The sequence below is a fragment of the Stenotrophomonas terrae genome (genome assembly GCF_039674165.1).
GTDB lineage: Bacteria > Pseudomonadota > Gammaproteobacteria > Xanthomonadales > Xanthomonadaceae > Stenotrophomonas > Stenotrophomonas terrae_A.
The window spans coordinates 116611-137710 of record NZ_JBDJMY010000001.1 but is presented as its reverse complement, the minus strand read 5'-3'; the positions used below and the strand labels follow the sequence as shown (position 1 = coordinate 137710).

Sequence of the window (21100 nt, the reverse complement as noted above, 5' to 3'; positions counted from 1 at the left end):
CATGGTCATGGTCTTGGTGTCACGCCGCTGCGTCGGCGCCGCTACGGCGCAGTTGGAGGTCATGTTCGATGCGTGTTTCCATGCCCTTGTCGATCTTGTAGATGAACAACAGCGCCACCGCGACGAGGAAGGGAATGGAGCAGTAGATGCTCACGGTCATGCGTATGCCGTCGACCACGGCATCGCTCTGCTGGGCCGCGCCCGCCTGATAACCGTAATGGGCAAGAATGCCGGCGACCAGCGCACCGCCTACGCTGAGCCCGATCTTCAGGCCACACAGCATTGCCGAGAAAATAATGGCGGTGGCGCGGCGATGGTTCTTCCACTCGGAATAGTCGGCAACGTCGGCGATCATTGCCCACAGCAGCGGAATGGTGATGCCATAGCAGAAGCCGTGCAGCATGAACGAGCCGAATGCCACTGCAACCGCTGTCGGCGGGAACAGGTAGAACACCAGCAGGAACAGCGTGGACACAAACAAGGCGCCGCCAAAAACGTCACGCTTGCCGAAACGGTCGGCCAACCGGCGCGATACGCCGATCCCCAGAATCATGCAGATGATGCCGCAGGCATTGAACAGGCTGAAGGCCGAGGTCGCAGGATCTTCCGGCCAGGTAAAGCCGGATAGCCCCGCACCATTGAGCGCCGCGTTCAACGCGCTGATGAACCCATTGAAGCCCGAATTGTCGAGGAAACCCGCCAGTGCGGGGGCGCTCATGTAGTACTGGAAATAGTAGATGTAGGTGCCGCCCTTCAGCGCCAGGTTGATGAAGACAAGCACGGTGAGGGCCAGCATCACCTGCCAGGGACGGTTGCGCAGCAGATCCGACAGATCCTGCAGCACGCCGCCGGTCTGTTCCTTGCTGGGCACGATGCGCTCGCGGGTGGTGGCAAAGGTGATCAGGAAGAACACCGTTCCAATCACCGCAAATACCGTCATCACCCGTTCGAAACCCTGCACGCGGTCGCCATCGCCAAGGATCAGCACCAGCGGCATCAGCAGTACCTGGATGATGAACTGCGCAACCATCACCGCGACGAATCGGTACGCCGACAAGCTGTTGCGCTGTGCCATGCTCCCGGTCAGCACGCCGCTCAGCGCCGAATACGGCAGGTTGTTGGCTGCGTAGACGCACATCAGCAGGCTGTAGGTGGTCAGTGCATAGATCACCTTGCCGCGCTCTCCCAGGTCCGGCGTGCTGAACGCCAGCAGCGACAACACACCGAACGGAACCGCCGTCCACAGGATCCAAGGCCGGAACCTGCCCCAGCGTGTGGTGGTGCGATCGGCGGCGATACCGATCAAGGGCGTGAACACGAATGCGCCGAGCAGACCGACAACGAAGATGATCGTCGCGGCCGTTGCGGCCGGCAGCCTGTAGACATCGGTATAGAAGAACGCCAGGTAGGTGATCAGCGTCTGGAAGATCAGGTTTGCCGCCAGGTCGCCCAGGCTGTAGCCCAGTTTCTCCCGGATGGATAGCGTGTGCTCAGTACTTGCCATGCAGCGTGTGTCCTGGACGGGAGGGTTGAACGGGATGAGGCTGACGGTGCTGGCGTCGATCAGTCACGGCGCGCTTCCACCTCGAACTGCGCATGGACGCGGGCATCCGCGCTGGAACCGCCAATCCGCACTTCGTAACGCCCTGGCGGCACCACATAGGCGGCTCGCGCTTCGTCGTAATGACGCAATGCCTGCTGTGCGTCCAGCTCGAAGGCAACGGTGCGGCTTTCGCCGGCAGCCAGATGGATGCGTTGGAAACCGCGCAGCTCCTGCTGCGCATCGCCCTGCCCTGCCTGCAACCGGCGCACATACAACTGCACCACTTCGTCGCCGGCACGCTTGCCTGCGTTGGCAACGTCCACCCGGACCTGCAAGCGTCCATTGTCGGCAAGCTTGGCGTCGGCGCGCAGGTTGCGGTAGTCAAACCGGGTATAGGACAGCCCGTGCCCGAACGGATACAGCGGCGTGCCGCGAAAATAGCGGTAGGTGCGGCCTTCCATCGTGTAATCGTCGAACGCCGGCATCGCCTGGTCGGCCTTGTAGAAGGTCACCGGCAGGCGGCCGGCCGGGTTCACCCCGCCAAACAGCGCCTGGCCTACCGCGGTGCCACCGCGCTGGCCCGGGTACCAGCTCATCAGGATCGCCGACAGATTTTCCTGGGCCCAGTCCACCGCCAAGGCCGAGCCGCCCGTCAGTACCACCACCACCGGCTTGCCGGTGGCATGCAGCGCCTCCAGCAAAGCGCGCTGCGTGGCAGGCAGGCGAAGATCGGTGCGATCGCCGCCGGCAAAGCCGGGATAGTTGACCGTCATTTCCTCGCCTTCGACATCGCCAGTCAGGCCGCCGACGAACACCACCACGTCCGCATTGCGGGCGGCATCAAGCGCCTCCTCGAATGGCGGCTTGGCGCCGGGCATACGCCAGCCCAGCCGCACGCCGGCATCGCGCTCGGCGTCGTAGTACTCCAGCTTCAGGTCATAGGCGCGGCCTGCCCGCAGGTCGAGCTCGACGCCATCGGCATGCAGGCGATCGCTATCGGTCCAATGGTCCAGAACCGGCTTTCCGTCGATGTACAGGCGGAAACCATCATCTGCCGCTGCCTCGATCCGGTAGCGGCCCGACGTGGGCGGCAACAGCTGGCCACTCCAGCGGATGCTGAAACCATCGCTGGGAATACCCTGCCCCGGTGCGGCTTCACCGCGCGCCAGCAGGTTGTCGGTGGGGGAGCCACGGTCCCAACGAAAACCGATCTGTGCGTCGGTGCGTACCAGCGCCGGCGTACCCGAAAGATCTGCAGTGCGGAAATACTCACCGCGCAGGCCGCGCTCAGGCGAATCGGCCGACGGCCGCAGGAAGGCGGCTTCGATCAGCGGCGTCGCGCTGGGGTCATCGCGGCCTTCGACAAGATCCACACCGCGTGCGTAGCGCACCTCGATGCCTTTGGCCGCGTCGCGTATGCCCTGCAATACGGTCACCGGCGCGGCCGGGGTGCCGAAGTAATTGCCGAGCAGCGCCATGGTGTCATCAGCGGTGGGGCCAACCACGGCGATGCGCTTGAGCGTGCGCGACAACGGCAGCACGCCATCGTTCTTGAGTAGTACCAGAGATTCCTGCGCTGCCTTCAATGCCAGCGCATCGTGTTCCGTGGCCTGGTTCACCGACGCCGGAATCTGTGCCCAGCGCACACGCTCCGGTGGGTCGAACATGCCCAGCCGCATGCGCGCGGTGAACAGGCGGGTGACCGCATCGTCAATCTCCGCTTCGCTGATCAATCCCTGGCGCACTGCTGCGGGCAGAGTCGCGTATTCCTGACCGCATTCCAGTTCGGTGCCCTTCTTGACCGCCAGCACCGCCGCCTCTTCGCGGCTGGCGACGATCTTGTGGTGCTTCCAGATATCGACGATGGCCCAGCAATCCGAAACCACATAGCCCTTGAAGCCCCAGTCGCGCCGCAGCAGGTCGCGCAACAGGAAATTGCTTGCGCTCGCGGATTCGCCATATACCCGGTTGTAGGCGCCCATCACCGCATCCACATCGGCCTCCTTCACCAAGGCCTCGAAGGCCGGCAGGTAGGTGTCGTACAGGTCGCGCTTGCTCGGCCGCGCATCGAAGTGATGACGGTCCGCTTCGGGGCCGCTGTGCACCGCCAGGTGCTTGGCAGTGGCGTCCAGCTTGCGGTAAACGGGATCGTCACCCTGCAGACCGTGCACGAAGGCAACGCCCATGCGGGCCGTAAGGTAGGGATCCTCGCCGTAGGTCTCCTGGCCCCGACCCCAGCGCGGGTCGCGGAAGATGTTGACGTTCGGCGACCAGAAGGTCAGCCCCTGGTAACGACCATGCGCGCCTTCGCGAAGGAACTGATGGTGTTTGGCACGTGCCTCGTCGCTGATGACGGTGGCAACCTCCCCCATCAACGGCACATCAAAGGTCGCCGCCAAGGCAATGGCCTGCGGGAACACCGTAGCCTGCCCCGCGCGTGCCACACCATGCAGTGCTTCATTCCACCAGTCATAGGCAGGAACGCCCAGGCGCTCGATGGCCGGTGCCGCGTTCTGCATCTGTGCGGCCTTTTCCTCCAGGCTCATCTGCTCGACCAGCGCTGCGGCACGTGTCTGGAAGCTGGCGGAAGTATCGAGCCAGGGTTTGTTCTCGGCCGCCAATGCCAACGGTGCCGCCCAGAAGGCCATGCACAACGCAAACGTGTAGAAGCACGGGCGGCGACGGCCGGTGGCGATGCAAGGCGTCCGCGTCATCATTTGCTCCTCGAGGCGCGCTCATCGCGCGCGAATGGTCCCAGCAAGGTGCCGACGAAGCCGCCGGCCCGATCAGTACTCAATACGGTGCCGTCCACGTCGCTGGCCAGGGTTTGCCAACCACGCCCGTCGCCGAGGTCGAAGGCGAATGCATAACTGCCTTCATCACCCTTGATCTTCAGCTCCAACGCAGCGGGCGCAGCGATCTCCTGCGAGGCCAGCGTGCGCGTTACCCCGCTGCCGTCACTGCCCTCGAGGAAGATCAGCAGCCGATCACCGGCCAGGCTGCGCACGCCAAGAAAGTACCAATAGGCTTCGCTCTGGAATGCCGCCAGACCGGCGGCAATACCAACAGCGGGCCGGGTCATCCCGGTGCTCGCCTCGAAGCGCAGATGCTGCTGGCGACGCCCCAGAAAAGCCGGGTTATGCAGCGTATCCAGGTCCTCAGGCAGCGGATGCACGGTCAGCGCACCCGGCCGCTCGTGCAGGTCGGCCCATGCCACCTTGGGCACCCGTACGCGCAACCAGTCCGAGCTGAGCTCCGGACCATTGAACTCATCACGAACGCTGAAATTACCGGTAGATGGCGTTTGCCTGGCTTCGCCGCGCATCCACGACGGCGCAGCTGCCACATAGGGAATGTTCTGCCCGGCCGGCAGGATCTGCGGCCAACCGTTACGCCATTCGACCGGCAGCAGGTAGGTTTCGCGGCCGGTGTTGTAGTGGCGCTGCTGGTAGTTGCGGCTGGCCAGGAACACGGCCCACCACGAACCATCCGGGCCTTCAACCAGATCCGCGTGGCCGGCATTGGTGATCGGTAAAGGACGATCAACCGGCAGATCCCGCTGGGTCAGAATTGGGTTGCCCGCATAGGCAACATACGGCCCCCACACCTCGCGGCTGCGCAACACCACCTGCGAATGCTGTGGCCCGGTGCCACCCTCGGCGTCGGACAGGTAGTACCAGCCATCGCGTTTGTAGAGGTGCGGGCCTTCGATCCAGATTGGATTCTTCTCCGGCTCCACCCCGCCGTCGATCAGCACTTTGCGCGGACCGATCGGCTTGAAAGCGCCCAGATCAATCTGTTGCATCCAGATGGCGCGATGGCCGTCATAGCGTGCCGGCCCCGGCGGTTCGTCGTTGTTGAGCAGGTAGACCGTACCGTCCTCATCGAAGAACAGCGACGGATCGATACCGCCGACGCTTGGCAACCAGTGCGGGTCGGACCATGGCCCCGCAGGATCGCGCGCGGTGGCGATGAAATTGCCGCCGCTGTCGGTTGCCGTGGTGACCACGTAGAACGTGCCGTCGTGGTATTCGATGCTGGGTGCAAAGATGCCGCGCGAAACGCTCAGACCATCGAAGTCCAACTGCGTGGGCCGGTCAATGACATTGCCGATCTGCTTCCAGTGCACCAGATCGCTGCTCTCGAACACCGGAATGCCGGGATAGTAGGTAAAGCTGGAGTTGACCAGATAGAACTTGCCGTTGGCACCAACAATGCTTGGGTCCGCGTGGAAGCCGGCCAGGATCGGGTTGCGGTAGTGGCCGGCCGGCAGCGGGGCTTCAAAGGCAGTGTCGCTACCGGAATACTCGAACCAGTCGAAGTACGCAGGCGGTGCAACAGTTACGTCCTGCGCGTGAGCGGTCGTGGCCATCAACAGCAGTGCCGCAGCAAGCAGCTGGCGCATTGAAATGCGCCCCAGCGCGCTTGCGGAGGTGTCCCGACCAGTGTCCGTGCTGTACCGCGTGGAGAGCAGGCTCATCGTGGTACCTCGGCATCAGTGATAGGTAGCTCGAATGGGCCCGCTGGCATGCCGGCGCTGTCGCGTAGCGTGCAGACCGGGCCATCTGCCCAGCAGTAGCGGACTAGCGCGGCCGCATTGGCCTGCGGGCTGCGAAGCACGACATGACGCTCATCCATTCTGGCGTCGGCATAACTGCATTGCCGCGCGTCGGCATCGCAGAGTTCAAAGCCGATGGGCCCGTTCGCGCCGGTTGTCACCAGCTTGCCGGTGATTTCGCCAAACATGATGCGCACGCCCTCCGCCGTGTGTGCTGCCGCCAGTGCCTGCGGACCGGATGGCGAAAGCCCTTCCTCCGCATAGACCAGATGGCGCGCCGCACGTGCCAGGCGTCGCCCCAACTCCTGCTTGTTGGGCGGATGGATGTCGTAGGCATCACCGATGTCGATAGCCACCGCAAGCGCGGAGCGGGGATCTTCCGCAACGACACGCCGCTGTGCTTCACGCACCTGCGCCCACCTGCTTTCAACCGGTACCACAGGTGGCAGGCCATAACCGGCCAACTGCACCACCAGCAGCGGCATCTGCTTGCCGAACTGGCTGCGCCAGCCATCACGCAATGTGCGCAGCAGCGCTGCATAGGCAGCGCCATCAGCCGTGTTTGATTCGCCCTGGTACCAGAGCATGCCGCGCAAGCCATAGCCGCCCAGCGGTGCGATCATGCCGTTGTACAGCGTCGACAGACCGGTCGCAGCATGCCAAGGCGCGAGCGGCGGTGATTGTGCGCCCGGCGCGATGCGGTACTGCCACGGCGAATCGAGCCCGACACGCGTGCCATCGTCGAAACGCAGGCCATGAGCGCTCGCGGGACCGGAAAGTCCGCCATCGCCATAGGTGTCCAGCACGTTGATAACCACCGTGTTGCTGCCGGCTTGCAGCAAGCCGTTCGGCAACGGATACCGACGTGCCTCGCCTGCGCCGTACTGGCTGCCCACGGCCACGCCATTGACCCAGGTCATGTCGGTCTCATCAACGGGCCCCAGCTCCAGTGTTGCGCCCTGTGCGGCCTGCGCTGCGGTAAGGGTGAGCTGGCTGCGGTACCACCCCATGCCGTTGTAGTCGGCCAGCGCTGCCACGCCCCAGTGTTCCCACGCGCCAAGCATCTCAGGTGCCTCTTGCCAACCGCTGCTGCCCGAATCCAGCCCCCACGGCGCGTCGCCGGCTACAGCGTCTTCGCGCGCAAGCCACCATTTTTGCCAACGCTGGCCCCATTGCAGGCGCGCGCCGGCGGGGTCGCGGGCATACAGCGCGAGCACATCCAACGCCTCATCCATGCCGCCGTGCGCGCGCAGGGCCTTGGCGCTGGTCCAGGCCCCGATTCGCGAGCCGCCCCATGCGGCCTGGATCAGCCCCATCGGTACATCGACTGTCTTCTGCAGCTCACGCGCAAAGTAGAAACACGCCGCAGAGAATTCGCGCACCGTCTCCGGGGTCGCAGATACCCAGGCAGCTGTACTGCTGAAAGTATGCTGCGCACTGAAGGCCGCTGCCTGCGGCACGGTGAACAAGCGGATAGTCGGCTGCGTGGCCGAGGCGATCTCACTACCGGCGTTGAGCGCGCGCCACACTGGCAGTTCCATGTTTGACTGCCCGGAACACAGCCATACATCGCCCATCCACAGGTCACGCACGGTCTGGGTCGCATGCCCGACGTGGACCGTCAATTCATAGGGACCGCCAACGGATATCGGCTGCAGTGTCGTGCGCCAACGCCCTTCCGCATCCGCACGCGTGCTGACGGTTTGCCGTGCGAACGCCACCGATACCGTTTCCCCCGGATCGGCATGGCCCCACACAGGAACTGGCTGATCCCGCTGAAGGACGGCGTGATCCTGGAACAGCGGATGCAGCAACGCCGGCATGGAATCCTGCGCCCGCAAGGGAGAGGCACCGAAAGCGAGTGCAGCCGCCAACAGCGCAGCACCCCATGGCTTGCTCCAGCTCATTGCCCATCCCCCGGCGCGAAAGGAAACTGCAGCGACTGGTAATAGGCCAGCGGCTGCGGTGGCGCTGCTTCGCCCGCCGGCAACGGCCTTCCGCTCAACGACTGGAAATACGCAACGCTGGCGTCACGCCACCACTGCGCCTCGTTGTGCTGGATGCGCAGGAAGGCCGCAACCTGTTGGTGGCGTGGTGCATCTACCCTGCCCTGCAGGCCATCCCAGCTGGCCTGCATCGCCTGCACCTGACGCACGCCCCGCGAATAGCGGCCCACCAGCTCGTCCCACAAGCTGCGCCCGGAGTGCATGCGGTGATCCCAGGGAACATGGTGGAACCACAACAACAATGGCTCGGGAACCTGCTCAAGATCGCCATATGCTTCAGCCAACGCGGGGGCGTACTGGGCCACGGCATTGCTGCCACGCGCCGTCCGGTCGAAGCCGATGCCGTTGCGGTCAGCACGGTGGTAGTACACCGAAGTCCAGTCTGCGCGTGGTCCGCCAGCGACCCAGGGGCCCGGCCCATAGTGGTGCCCGCGCGCCATCAAATGATGCAGGCCCAGCGGTGTCATGTAGTCCACTGCTGCTTCGCGTGATGCCATCATCATCTCGACGATGGGCTGGACCACCGCAGGATCCGCTGAGAACGTCATTGCTGCCCAGTCTGCGGCGATGTCGCGCGCGGACTGATGCGGGTTCCACGCCAGCCGGCCGAAGGCGTACCAGTTGGCCTGGTCGAAGTGCGAGCCACTCCAGTTGCGGTCAGTGCCTGTGTTCGCAACACCGGCGATGCCGGTGAGTGTGTGACCTTCCAGGGAACCATCGATCACCCGGGCTACCGTTGAGCCGGCGCCGCGTGCGTGTGTGTCGGTACGCAACACTTCTTCGTAAAGTGGGCCCAGATAGACGAGATGCGTCGCGAAGCCAAGGTATTCCTTGGTGATCTGCAACTCCATCATCAATGGTGTGTGCGGCATGGCGCCAAACAGCGGATGCAAGGGTTCGCGCGGCTGGAAATCCAGCGGGCCGTTCTTCACCTGCACGATCACATTCGGGCGGAAAGCACCGTCCAGACCGGAGAATTCGCTATACGCCTGCCTGGTGCGGTCTTCGGATACATCGTGCGCGTAGACGAAGGCACGCCACATCACCACACCGCCGTGCGCTGCCAGCGCGTCGCCCAGCAGGTTGGCACCATCGGCATGCGAGCGCCCGTAATCCTGTGGGCCCGGCTGACCTTCCGAGTTCGCCTTGACCAGAAAGCCACCAAAATCCGGGATCAGCGCGTAGATCTCGTTGGCCTTGTCGCGCCACCAGCGCTGCACCGCCGGATCAAGCGGATCCGCGGTTTTCAGCCCGCCCAATTCGATGGGCGCACTGAAGCGCGCACTCAGATACACACGGATGCCGTAAGGCCGGAATACCTGCGCCAAGGCGGCTGCTTTCTGCAGATACGGGCGGGTCAGGCTCAAGGCATTGGCGTTGACATTGTTCAGAACCGTGCCATTGATGCCGAGCGAGGCATTGGCGCGGGCATAGTCGGTGTAGCGCGGGTCCCGCCAGTCCGGCAGCGTCTGCCAATCCCACAGTGAGCTGCCGGCGTAACCGCGTTCGACATACCGGTCCAGGTTGTCCCAGTGATTGAGCAAACGCAGCGTGAGCCGGGGTGACTCGCGCACCTCAAGACCGGCGAGCGGTGCGCCGGTCTGCAGCAGGCGCAGCAGATGGAACACCCCGTAGAGCACGCCGATATCCTCACGCGCGGCAATCAGTAACACGTTGCGCCCGCCTACCTGTGTCTGCCGCAGCAGGTAGCCCTCCGCGCCCAGTGACTCAAGATCCCTGCGGTATGGCGCCACCAAGGCAGATGACTGCGGCGTACCCAGGATCAGCCCTTGTCCAGCGGCCGCATCGGTATGCAGCTGCGGCGCGCTGCCCAGCAGGCCAGCCAGGCCGCGCGACAGTTCTTCGCGTGCGGCGTGCTGGGTGGGTGTCTGATCGGGCGCGGCGACAGCGCCCAGTTGCGTGCGGTAACCCTCGGCGAGCGTGGCTTCGAGCGGAACATAACGCATCCACAGGGCGTAGCCGTCTTCGGCATGCAACCTGCCCATGCTCGCCAAAAAAACCAAGGCCACGCCGCACAGCCAAAGGCGCCGCCCGCTGGCGCGGAGCAGTGGCGTTAACATTCGACTTTGTAAGCTATGGCCCTGCCCCGGATACTCCATCATCCCCCCTGGCAGCCGCGCCGCAGCGCCACACAGAAAGAAGGGAACGCGTATTGGACAAGCCGAAGAAATCGGTCCGCCGCAAAACCAGTGGCGTGACGATCGACGAGGTGGCCACCCTTGCCGGGGTATCGCCGATGACCGTGTCGCGGGTGATGAACCAGGGCAAGGTACGCGACCTTACCCGCGAGCGCGTCATGCGCGCGGTGCATGCGTTGGGCTATACGCCCAATCTGGCCGCCAGTTCGCTGGCCGCCGCGCAGCACACGCGTATCGCGCTGATCTACACCAATCCCAGCGGTGCTTACCTGCGCGAGCTGCTGGTGGGCCTGTTGCGTGTCGCGTCCAGCTCCGCGATCCAGTTGGTCGTCGATTACTGGGATGAATTGGATACCGAGGCCGAACGCAACGCCGCCCGCGCCTTGGCCGGGCGGGTGGATGGCGTCATTCTGCCGCCACCGCTGTGCGAGTCGCAGGCTGCCGTGACCGAACTGGTCAAGGCCGGCATCCCGGTGGTGGCCATCGCTTCGGGTCATCTGAGCGAGGACATTTCCTGCGTCCGCATCGATGACTTCCATGCCGGCAAGGAAATGGCCGAATATCTGATCCAACAAGGCCACAGCCGCATCGGCTTCATCCGTGGGCGCAAGGACCTCAGCGCAAGCGCGCGGCGCTACGACGGTTTCGTCACCGCCTTGCACGAGGCCGGGCTGGAGGTGGAACCCGGCCTGGTCCAGCAAGGTGACTACACCTACCGGTCCGGGCTGACGGCTGCCGAGAAGCTGTTGTCCCAGCGGAAGCCGCCGACTGCCATTTTCGCCAGCAACGACGACATGGGCGCGGCGGCCATCTCGGTGGCACACCGGCGTGGCCTGGATGTACCCCGCGACCTGTCGGTGGTCGGCTTCGATGATAGTTCCGCTGCTACAACCGTGTGGCCAGAACTCACCACCATCCATCAGCCGATCGCGGCGATGGCCAACGCCGCCATCGACATTTTGTTGCGCAGCATCCGTCGCAAAACAGACGGCACGCCGGTATTGATGGACCACGTGCTGCCCCACCGCCTGGTCACCCGCGACTCGGTGGCGACGCCGCCCAAGCGCCGCTAGCACGCGGCGTATCAGCATGCGGACAACACCCGCGTGCTGGGCACGCAGATGAGGACGCAGACGACGTTGACATGCGTCACCGTCGCCAACAATGCAGCTGTGCTTACACACCGGCGCATGCGACGGTGGTCTCCGCTTCGTTCAAGGCGCCCAAGGCAACGCGGGATACCGAGAGCGTCATTGCGCCTGCCGTAGCCAACGACCAGGGACGATCCAGCTTGCCGACATCCGCTCCTGCCGCAGCCAGGCACTTCAGCGGTACGCCAACGCGCGTCCACTGGCCCACCGGCAGCTTTGCCAGCGTTGGCGTCATCGCGATGCGTGCACTGCAGCCCGTGCCGCAGCCAACCGACAGCCAGGAATCAGCGCTTGGGGCAGCATCCACGCGCAGGGTCGTCAACAGCATCAGGTCACCGTTGCTCTCGCGCTGCAGATCCAATGCGGTGTGCGATTGCAATGCGACAACAGCATCGCCCTTGCCTGACCATGCAAGGCGGCGGCCATCTTCCTGCGCCAGGTGATCCACGCCGCTTACCTTCAACAGTTCACCATCCAGCACTTCCGGCACCTTGGTGACGGTCACGCCCTGCCCGGTCCTGTCCTCCAGTCGCAGTGCGATGCCCGAGCCGGTATCGCCACGCGCGAAGAACACGCCGGCCGCGCCTTCCTCACCGGTTACGCCCGACACTTCCGGCAAGGCTGCCAGGTCGCCGTTGTCGGCATAGGTCAAGCCGAAGCCGAACGCGAACAGAGGGTCATAGTCTTTCTGCCCGACGTTGTTGGCGTACTGGATTGCCGTGCGCGGCCAGCTGAAACTCAACTTGCCTTTGAAGTCGTGCTGCACGCCGCCAGCAGGCGTGCGCAGCAATACATCGGCAATGCCGGCGCCTTCCGAGCCCGGCAACCATGCCGCCACGAACGCGTCAGCTGCATTGATCTCCCGGTTGACCCATAGCGGGCGCCCACTAAGGAATATCGCCACAACCGGGATACCGTCGGCCTTGAGCCGCTTGATCAGTTCCAGATCCGTGTCATCACCGGGCTTGTAAGCCAGCGTCGGCAGATCACCCTGGAACTCGGCGTATGGGTTTTCACCGAATACCACCACCGCCACATCGGGCTTGTGCGTGTATTTGCCATCGACGGCCAGCTCAGCCTCGCCGCCCGCCGCCTTGGCCTGCTGGGCAATGCCTTCGTAGATGCTGTCCGCGTTCGGGAAATCCTTGCGGGTGGTACCGGTGCCCTGCCAGTTGAGCGTCCAGCCGCCGGCCTGCTTGCCGACATCGTTGGCGCCATCGCCGGCTACCAGGATGCGCTGCTTCGCCGACAGTGGCAGCACGCCGCCCTGGTTCTTCAACAGCACCAGCGATTCACGCACGGCCTGGCGCGCGACCGCGCGATGCTCCGGCGCACCGATCAGCGCGAACTGGCCGCCGACCGCACGCGACGACGGCTTGCCCGCTTCAAACAGGCCCAGCCGCAATTTGACCCGCAGGATCCTGCGTACGGCATCGTCGAGCCGTTCCTGGCTGATCGTGCCGGCCTTGGCAGCGGCCAGCGTGGTCTCGTAGAAGCCCTTCCAGCTATCCGAAGCCATGGCCATGTCCAGCCCGGCGTTGATGGTGGCCGGGCAATCGGTGGTGGTGCAGCCCTTGACCTGCCCGTGCCCGTTCCAATCGCCGACAACGAAACCACCGAAGTGCATGCGACCCTTCAGTACATCGGTCAGGTACGGCTTGTGGCCGTGCATCTTCTCGCCGTTGACGCTGTTGAACGAGGCCATCGCCGTTTGTGCACCGGCGGCGCTCGCCGGCGGATAACCGGCCGCATGGATGCGCACCAGTTCGGCCTCGCCGATCCGGGTATCGCCCTGGTCCTTGCCATCGGTGGTGCCGCCATCCCCAAGGAAGTGCTTTACCGAGGCAATCACATGGCGGCCGTCGAGAAAGTCCGCCGCACCCACCTTGCCCTGCAGGCCTTCCACCATCGCACCGGCATAGCTGGCCACCACGTCCGGTGATTCGGAATAGCCTTCATAGGTACGGCCCCAACGGTCGTCCTGCGGCACCGCCACGGTTGGCGCAAAGGTCCACTCCATGCCGGTTGCGCGTGTCTCCAATGCGGTGATTTCACCGATCCTGCGCAGCAGCTCCGGGTTGCGTGCTGCACCCAAACCGATGTTATGCGGGAACAAGGTAGCGCCGACGATGTTGCTCTGCCCGTGCACGGCATCGATACCGAACACCACCGGGATTGCCTTGCCGCCCTGGGAGGTGTCCATCGATGCGTCGTAGAACGCGTCGGCCAGTGCCAACCACTCCGCAGGCGAGGCATCGTAGCGACCACCGGGGTCGGAGTTGCCCCCGGCCAGGATCGACCCGAGCCGGTACTTGCGCACGTCATCGGGGGTAAGGCTGCCGATGTCGCCCTGCACCAGCTGGCCAACTTTTTCCTCGACCGTCATGCTGGCCAACAACTCGCTGATGCGTTTTTCCAGCGCGGGATCTTCGGGCAGCGGCCAGGCAACCTGCGGCCAGACGCTGGCATCGCTGGTGGTGGATGCGGCGGGTTGCTCCTCGCCCTTGCAGGCAGCCAGGGCCAGCAACAGCGCAGCTAACAGCAGGCCGGTGCGGGCACGGCGGGAATCAGGTTGGGTCATGGCGTTCATCCTTCCATCTGCTCCAGTTCCTTGCCCTTGGTTTCGCGCACGTATTTGAGTACGAAGAACACCGAGATGACTGCCGCCACCAGATAGATGCTGTAGGTCGCCGCCAAGCCGGTCGCCGCCAACAGGATCGGGAAGGTCACCGTCACGGCGAAGTTCGACGTCCATTGCGCCGCGCCGGCAACGGCCAAGGCCGAGCCGCGGATCTGGTTGGGGAACATTTCGCCCAGCATCACCCACATCACCGGGCCCCACGACAGGTTGAAGAACACCACGTAGGCATTGGCGGCTACCAGCGCCAGCGTGCCCATGCGCCCAGGCAGCTGCAGATGGCCATCGACCAGAGAGCCGCTGGCGAAGGCCACCACCACGAATGCAAGTGACACCGCCATGCCTGCCGAACCGATCCACAGCAGCGGCTTGCGGCCAATGCGATCAATCAACAGCACCGTGACGATGCAGGCGCCGATGCTGAGTGCACCCGACAGCACGTTGATCAGCAGCGCATCGTTCTCGGAGAATCCAACGGCCTGCCACAGCACGGCGCCGTAATAGAACACCACGTTGATGCCCACCAGCTGCTGGAACGTGGCCAGGCCAATGCCTACCCAGACGATCGGGCGGATCCTGCCGGTGGCTTTGTTCTTCAGGTCGGACAACTGCGGACGATGATGGTCGGCCGACAGCGAGGCATCGATCTCCTCCAGCTTGGCCTGCGCACCGGCAGCGCCGAACAACCGCGTGAGCACATGCAGCGCGTCTTGCTTGCGGCGCTTCACAACCAGGTAGCGCGGGCTTTCCGGAATGGTCAGCAACAGCAACAGGAACAGCAGCGACGGCACCGCCTGCATCCAGAACATCCAGCGCCATGCGGCATGACCACCCCACAACGCCTCGGTGGACGAACCTGCGGTGGCCGCCAGCAGGTAGTTGGACAGGAACGCCGCAGTGAGGCCGCTGATGATGGCGATCTGCTGCACCGTGGCCAGGCGGCCGCGGTAGCGTGCCGGTGCCACCTCGGCGATATAGGCCGGCGAGATCACACTGGCCGCACCCACCGCAAAGCCACCCACCACACGCGCCACGATGAACCAGGACGACGAGCTGGCTGCGCCGGCACCAATGGCCGACAACAGGAACATGACCGCCGAGATGATCAGCACATTGCGACGGCCCAGATTGTCGGACAGGCGACCGGCGCTGAACGCACCGACCGCGCAGCCCAGCAGCATGGAGGCAATCTCGAAGCCCTGCATCCACTCGCCGGATTTGAAGGCCTGATGCAGGCCGTCCTGGGTGCCATTGATGACCCCGCTGTCGAACCCGAACAGGAACCCGCCAATCGTCGCTACTACGCTGATCAACACGATCAGCCGGGTGTTCTCACCCCCGGTCGTTGCCTGGTTCATTACCGTCCCCTCCCCATTCCTGCAATGTCGATGCGATCCTGCTGCGCTCAGCGCAGCAGGTACTGGTTGAGCAGATTCTCGTACTTTTCCTGCTTGCCGCTGATCTGCGCGGGCTCACCGGCCTTGCTGGCCAGGGCCACCAGATCGGTCAGCTTGAGCGTACCGTTCTCGAAGTCCCGGCCGGCACCGCTGTCGAAGCTGGCATAACGCTGCCTGCGCCACTGCTCCAGCGGTGAGTCGGTCAATAGCGCGTGGGCTACTTCCAACCCGCGCGCGAATGCATCCATACCGCCTACGTGGGCAATGAACAAGTCCTCCATGTCGGTGGACTCGCGGCGCACCTTGGCGTCGAAGTTCAGGCCGCCTTCCAGCCCGCCCTGCCGCAGCACCACCAGCATCGCACCGACAGTGTCATACAGGTCGGTGGGGAACTGGTCGGTATCCCAGCCGTTCTGCGCATTGCCACGGTTGGCATCGATACTGCCGAGCAGGCCGTGATCGGCGGCAACCTGCAGGTCGTGCTCGAAGGTATGGCCGGACAGCGTGGCGTGGTTCGCCTCGATGTTGAGCTTGAAGTCCTTTTCAAGGCCATGCTCCCGCAGGAAGCCCGCCACGGTGGCGCTGTCGAAGTCATACTGGTGCTTCATCGGCTCCATCGGCTTGGGCTCGATCAGGAAGTTGCCCTTCAGCCCGATGCTGCGCCCGTAGTCGCGCGCCATGGTCAGGAAGCGGGCAAAGTGGTCAACCTCGCGTTTCATCTGGGTGTTCACCAGCGCGGCATAGCCTTCGCGGCCACCCCAGAACACATAATGCTCGCCGCCCAGTTCGACCGTGGCCTCGAGCGCCGCCTTCACCTGCACCGCTGCACGCGCCACCACCGCGAAATCCGGGTTGGTCGACGCGCCATTCATGTAGCGCGGATGCGAGAACAGATTGGCCGTGCCCCACAGCAGCTTCATGCCGGTCGCTTCCTGCCGCGCCTTGGCCAGGCCGACCATGTGCTTGAGGTTCTTCTCGTACTGCCCGATGTCATCGGCATCCGGTGCCAGATCGATATCGTGGAAGCACCAGTACGGCACGCCCAGCTTGGTGAAGAACTCGAACGCCGCATCCACCTTGGCCTCGGCGGTCGCCATCGGCGAACCGGCTTCCCACGGGAAATGGCGGGTGCCTGGGCCGAACGGATCGTGGCCGGCATTGCAGAAGGTATGCCAGTAACAGACCGCAAAGCGCAGGTGTTCCTGCATGGTCTTGCCACCGATGACCTTGTTGGCGTCGTAGACCTTGAACGCGAGGGGGTTGTCCGAACCGCGGCCCTCGAACGGGATGCGGCCGATGCCGGGGAAGTATTCCTTGGCGCCGATGAAGGGCTGCGTGCTCATGCTGCGTATTCCTGTAGTTGTGCGGGGTGTCGCGGAGAGGGACATCAGCCGCGCTGCAGCGGCGTGATGGCGTCGAGATGTCGCAGGAAACGTGTGTATGCCGTGGCGTAAGCCTGGCTTCGTTGCGGGTCGGGCCGCGCGGACAACGCCGGGTCGACGGCGACATGCAGGCGGGTGATGTCCGCGATCGATGCCGTATCACCGCGTGCCAGGCCAATGGCCCACAGCGCCTGCAATGCCGCACCAAACGCGGCGCCTTCGGGCTGGGTGGGCACGTCCACCGGCAAGCCGAATACGTCGGCCACCAGTTGACGCCACGCGGCGCTGTTGCTGCCGCCGCCAGTCAGTACGATGCGCTCGAACTGCATGCCTGCGCCGACAAACGCGTCGTAGCCGTATTTCAGGCTGTAGGTCGCCCCTTCCATCGCGGCGCGGTAGATGTGTGCCGCCGTCATATTGGTGGTGTCCAGGCCCGCCAGCACGCCTTTGCCGAGCGGCAGGTCGGGGGTGCGCTCACCATTGAGGAAGGGGAGCATCACCAGTCCATCCGCGCCGGGCGCGGTGTCGCGCAGGTGTGCGTCACCATCGCGTGTGCTGAAACCGAATGCAGTGGCGACCTGCTCGGTTGCCACGGTGCAGTTCATTGTGCAGATCAGCGGCAGCCAGCCACCGGTGGACGAACAGAACGCGGCCCATGCCCCGTCGGGGTCAACCACCGGTGTATCCGAATAGGCAAACAAGGTGCCGGAGGTACCCAGACTCATCGCCAGCCGACCCTGCTCGACGCAACCGGTACCGATGGCGGCCATCATGTTGTCGCCGCCACCCACCGCGACCTTCACCGTTGCCTGCAAACCCAGTGCGTTGGCGGTAGCCGGCTCGATATCAAACAGCTCATCCGGATTGGCGATGCGCGGCAAGCAGGCGCCAAGGTCACGCTGCGAATCGGTCGCACGCAGCAGCTCGGCTGACCAGCTGCGGCTGCGCACGTCGAGCCAGCCTGTGCCGGAAGCATCGCCGTATTCGCAGAAACGCTGGCCGGTCAGGACGAAGTTGAGATAGTCATGCGGCAACAGAATGGTGGCCAGCTGCGCGTAGGCGGCAGGCCGGTGCGTCTTTGTCCATGGCAGCTTGGATGCGGTGTAGCCGGCAAGGATGGGATTGCCGGCGAGCGCGATGGTCCGCGCAACGCCGCCTGACGCGTCCATGATCTGCGTGCACTCGGCCGCAGTGCTGGTGTCACACCACAGCTTGGCCGGTGCCAGCACATCGCCTGCGCCATCCACCGCTACAAAACCGTGCTGCTGGCCAGATACCGCCAACGCAACAATGCGTGAGCGCACGGAAGGATCAATCTGCCGGAAGCACGCGTGCAGCGCGGCCACCCAGTCGGCCGGTAGTTGCTCGCGGCTGCCATCTGCAGCGCTGATCATGTCCAGCGGCATGCTGGTGCTGGCAACCACGATACGCCCGGCAGGGTCATAGACCACCACCTTGAGGCTCTGCGTACCTGCATCAATTCCGGCAACCAGATCCATCAAAAACGCCTCCGACTCGTTGAAAGGTAGCGCTACCATTTGCTTCGGTAAAAAAAGGGAACGCAGTCCTGTTCCCTCTTTTCCACCACAGCGTTGCCGCCTGCGGTGTTGTCGCACTGTAACCAGCCACAGCAGAAAAAGCGTGCTGCAACGCAAAACCGTGGCACTGGCAACGCATGTCGTTTGCCAGTGCCTTTCCCGCTACGCCATTGCCACGCTGGGCCGCCACACTTCCGCCGCTGCCTTGCAGTAGCGTTCGATGAATTCAGCCTGCGACGGCATCTGCGCGGCAGCGTGCCGCACTGGCTGGCGGATCCCATCCAGCAAGGTGCGCAGATCCGCATCACCCAGGGAACGGGCAAGCGGATGCGGACTGCCTGGTTGGATGCCCTGCCCCAGCAGCACGCTGGTCCAGGACTCCACCCGGAACAATTCACCGGGGTCCTGCCAGGCATGCGCGCGTTCGCGCCATGCACGCAGCCGCAGCTGCAGCGACGCGGGCAGTTCCATCTCACGGCAGGCCTTCCACATCGGCTCGTCGCGCTGCGTCGCGTGGTAGTGCAGGATGATGAAATCGCGCACGTGCTCCATCTCCGCGCGACTTACATCGTTGTACAGATCGACCAGCGATGGGCTGATTCCGTCGAACGGAAACAGCTGGATAAGCCGCACTACCGCACTGATGGTCAGGTGGATGCTGGTCGACTCCAACGGCTCGATGAAGCCACTGGCAAGACCCAATGCGACCACGTTCTTGTTCCATGCCTTGAGCCGGCGCCCGCTGCGGAACGGCACCAGCCATGGATCGCGCAGCGGCGGCGCAGCTACATCGCGCAGCAGCTTGGCATGCGCCTCGTCATCGGACATGTGGCGACTGGAGAACACCAACCCACACCCCACGCGGTGTTGCAGGGCAATATGCCAGCGCCAGCCAGCCTCATGCGCGATGGCGCGGGTATAGGGCACCGGCGGCCCCACCGCTTCGGTCTGCACCGCCACGGCCTTGTCACTGGGCAACCACTGGTGCCAATCCTCATAGCCGGTATGCAGGGTCTGTTCGGTCAACAAGCCACGGAAGCCGGTGCAATCGATGAACAGATCGCCTTCTATCACCTGCCCGTCTTCCAGCACCAGCGACTGCACCGAGCCGTCATGCGCGTGCTGCCTTACTTCCCGGATCTTTCCTTCCACCCGCCGCAGGCCGTGGCCCTCGGCTTTGCGGCGCAGGAATTTTGCATAGAGCCCGGCATCGAAGTGATAGGCATAACTGGCCTGCGGCTGGGTCTGCAGGGAAAACCGGTCGTCGCGCGAGGCCACGCTTTCCAGACAGAAGTCACCCAGGTCCGATGGCATGCCACGGCGCAGGCTGTCCAGCCAGAAGTGATGGAACGGCGTTGCCCAGGTACCTTTGCCGATGGTGCCGAATGGATGAAAAAAATGCTCCCCGGGCCGGCGCCAGTTCTCGAACGAGATGGACAGCTTGAACGTCCCGGCGACGGCACGCATGAACTCCTGCTCGTCGATCTGCAGGAAGCGATGGAAGGTGCGGATGGGTGGCACCGTCGATTCACCAACGCCCACGGTGCCAATCTGTTCGGACTCCACCAGGGTGATGTCCAGCTGGTCGCGGAACTGGTGGGCCAGCGCACAGCCGGCCAACCATCCCGCCGTGCCGCCGCCAGCGATGACAACCTTGCGGATACGCCCTTCTGTTGTAGTTGCAGCGTCCAAAGCTTTGCTCCTGTCAGCGGTTGAGTCGGCCCAGCAACATGGCACGCATACGCCGCGCCTGCGTCTCGTCGAAAGGTGCAAGCTCGCCCCTGGCAGCTTCGGGCAGGTGTTGCCCTGCCCGCCCGCCAGGACCGAATACGTAGTAGTCGAAGATCGCTGCCCACGCCTGTTTCTGCTGCGCCGGCAGGTCGCGTATTGCCCACATCGCATGCTGCAGCGCAGGCAGCGGCACGCCCAGGAACGCCGGCGAACTGCGCCACCAGTAATTCACCAGAACGTTGAACGGTTCCAGGCTGCGCACGTGATGCCACCACATGCTGGGAATGAAGATCGCGTCACCGGGCTCGAGCACTGCGCTCTGCGCGGTGGCCAGTGCCTGGCGGAAGCGTGGATGGCGCTCGAAATCCGGGCGATCGAAATCGACCACGCTGACCACCTGCCCGCCCGGCGTCGGTTCAAGCGGCCCCGGATACAGATTGTCGATCTGTGCAGGCGGAAACAAGGTGAACTGGCGCCGGCCCACCGCACAACACGCCAGGTTGTCCGGGGTGTCGTAATGGCAGGAGGCGGTTACCCGATTGCCGATCCAGATGCTGGCCGACGCATCGATTCCCTGCCCGGCCAGCCCCGCATCATTGGCCTGTGCAAACCCGGGCAGCGCCCGCTCGATCAGCAGCGAGGCGACGTAATAGGTTGGCGGCCGCGGAAGCAGAAGGTTCTGTGAGATTTCATCGAGTACCTGCGCAAGCAGCCCGCGCCGGACTTCGAAATTCAGTTGCGTGAAATCAGCGTTGTAGAACGGGCGGCCTTCGATCTCGGGGCCACCGAACGAATACTGCAGGGGCACGCCGGCATCAAAACCGCGCAGGTAGTCAAACGCGTGCTGGGTGGAGCGCAGTCCTGCCTGCACCAAACCCCAGTTGCGCGCGATGCCCCTGAGCACCACCGGCTGTCCCTGCGCTGCCAATGCCGCCAACGGCAGCGCATCTGCATCAAGGCCTTCCAGCGTTCGCATCGGCATGCCGTGAAGCACGGT

Annotated in this window: 12 protein-coding genes; 1 reads left to right on the top strand and 11 read right to left on the bottom strand. The window is 64.2% G+C overall.

All coding sequences use genetic code 11. The features are described 5' to 3' along the window. Positions 1-19: 19 nt before the first annotated feature. The 5 genes from ABE493_RS00580 to ABE493_RS00560 form a co-directional block, all read right to left on the bottom strand. A complete protein-coding gene (locus tag ABE493_RS00580; protein WP_346496256.1) occupies positions 20-1504 on the bottom strand; it encodes an MFS transporter in 1485 nt (494 codons plus the stop codon). Positions 1505-1563: 59 nt separating this feature from the next. After that, positions 1564-4191, bottom strand: coding sequence for a glycoside hydrolase family 3 protein (locus ABE493_RS00575; RefSeq protein WP_346496449.1), 2628 nt, complete (start codon positions 4189-4191; stop codon positions 1564-1566). Positions 4192-4256: 65 nt separating this feature from the next. Then, positions 4257-5948: a glycoside hydrolase family 43 protein gene (locus ABE493_RS00570; protein ID WP_346496254.1), complete on the bottom strand. Its 1692-nt coding sequence runs from the start codon at positions 5946-5948 to the stop codon at positions 4257-4259. Positions 5949-6019: 71 nt separating this feature from the next. Continuing rightward, positions 6020-8008 carry a sialate O-acetylesterase gene (locus ABE493_RS00565; RefSeq protein ID WP_346496252.1) on the bottom strand — a complete coding sequence of 663 codons (1989 nt, stop codon included), beginning with the start codon at positions 8006-8008 and terminating at the stop codon, positions 6020-6022. Continuing rightward, positions 8005-10188: an alpha-glucuronidase family glycosyl hydrolase gene (locus ABE493_RS00560; RefSeq protein ID WP_430980681.1), complete on the bottom strand. Its 2184-nt coding sequence runs from the start codon at positions 10186-10188 to the stop codon at positions 8005-8007. The genes ABE493_RS00565 and ABE493_RS00560 overlap by 4 nt, the downstream gene beginning before the upstream one ends. A gap of 92 nt (positions 10189-10280) precedes the next feature. Here ABE493_RS00560 and ABE493_RS00555 point away from each other — a divergent pair, with 92 nt between their 5' ends. Further along, complete coding sequence (locus tag ABE493_RS00555) at positions 10281-11339, top strand: LacI family DNA-binding transcriptional regulator (RefSeq protein ID WP_346496248.1); 1059 nt, start codon at positions 10281-10283, stop codon at positions 11337-11339. Between the two features lie 103 nt (positions 11340-11442). Here the strand turns inward: ABE493_RS00555 and ABE493_RS00550 are convergent, their stop codons facing one another. The 6 genes from ABE493_RS00550 to ABE493_RS00525 form a co-directional block, all read right to left on the bottom strand. Beyond that, positions 11443-13998: a glycoside hydrolase family 3 protein gene (locus ABE493_RS00550; protein WP_346496246.1), complete on the bottom strand. Its 2556-nt coding sequence runs from the start codon at positions 13996-13998 to the stop codon at positions 11443-11445. A 5-nt stretch (positions 13999-14003) separates the two neighbouring features. Then, the gene (locus ABE493_RS00545) at positions 14004-15413 is read right to left on the bottom strand and encodes a sugar porter family MFS transporter (RefSeq protein ID WP_346496244.1); all 1410 of its coding nucleotides are present in this window, start codon (positions 15411-15413) and stop codon (positions 14004-14006) included. A 47-nt stretch (positions 15414-15460) separates the two neighbouring features. Continuing rightward, positions 15461-16795: a xylose isomerase gene (gene xylA, locus ABE493_RS00540; RefSeq protein ID WP_346496242.1), complete on the bottom strand. Its 1335-nt coding sequence runs from the start codon at positions 16793-16795 to the stop codon at positions 15461-15463. Between the two features lie 44 nt (positions 16796-16839). After that, complete coding sequence (gene xylB / locus ABE493_RS00535; protein WP_346496240.1) at positions 16840-18333, bottom strand: xylulokinase; 1494 nt, start codon at positions 18331-18333, stop codon at positions 16840-16842. 201 nt (positions 18334-18534) lie between these two features. Next, positions 18535-20064 carry a tryptophan halogenase family protein gene (locus ABE493_RS00530; RefSeq protein ID WP_346496238.1) on the bottom strand — a complete coding sequence of 510 codons (1530 nt, stop codon included), beginning with the start codon at positions 20062-20064 and terminating at the stop codon, positions 18535-18537. Between the two features lie 13 nt (positions 20065-20077). Further along, entirely contained in the window at positions 20078-21085 is a 1008-nt protein-coding gene (locus ABE493_RS00525) for a cupin-like domain-containing protein (protein WP_430980680.1), read from the bottom strand. Between the last annotated feature and the right edge of the window lie 15 nt (positions 21086-21100).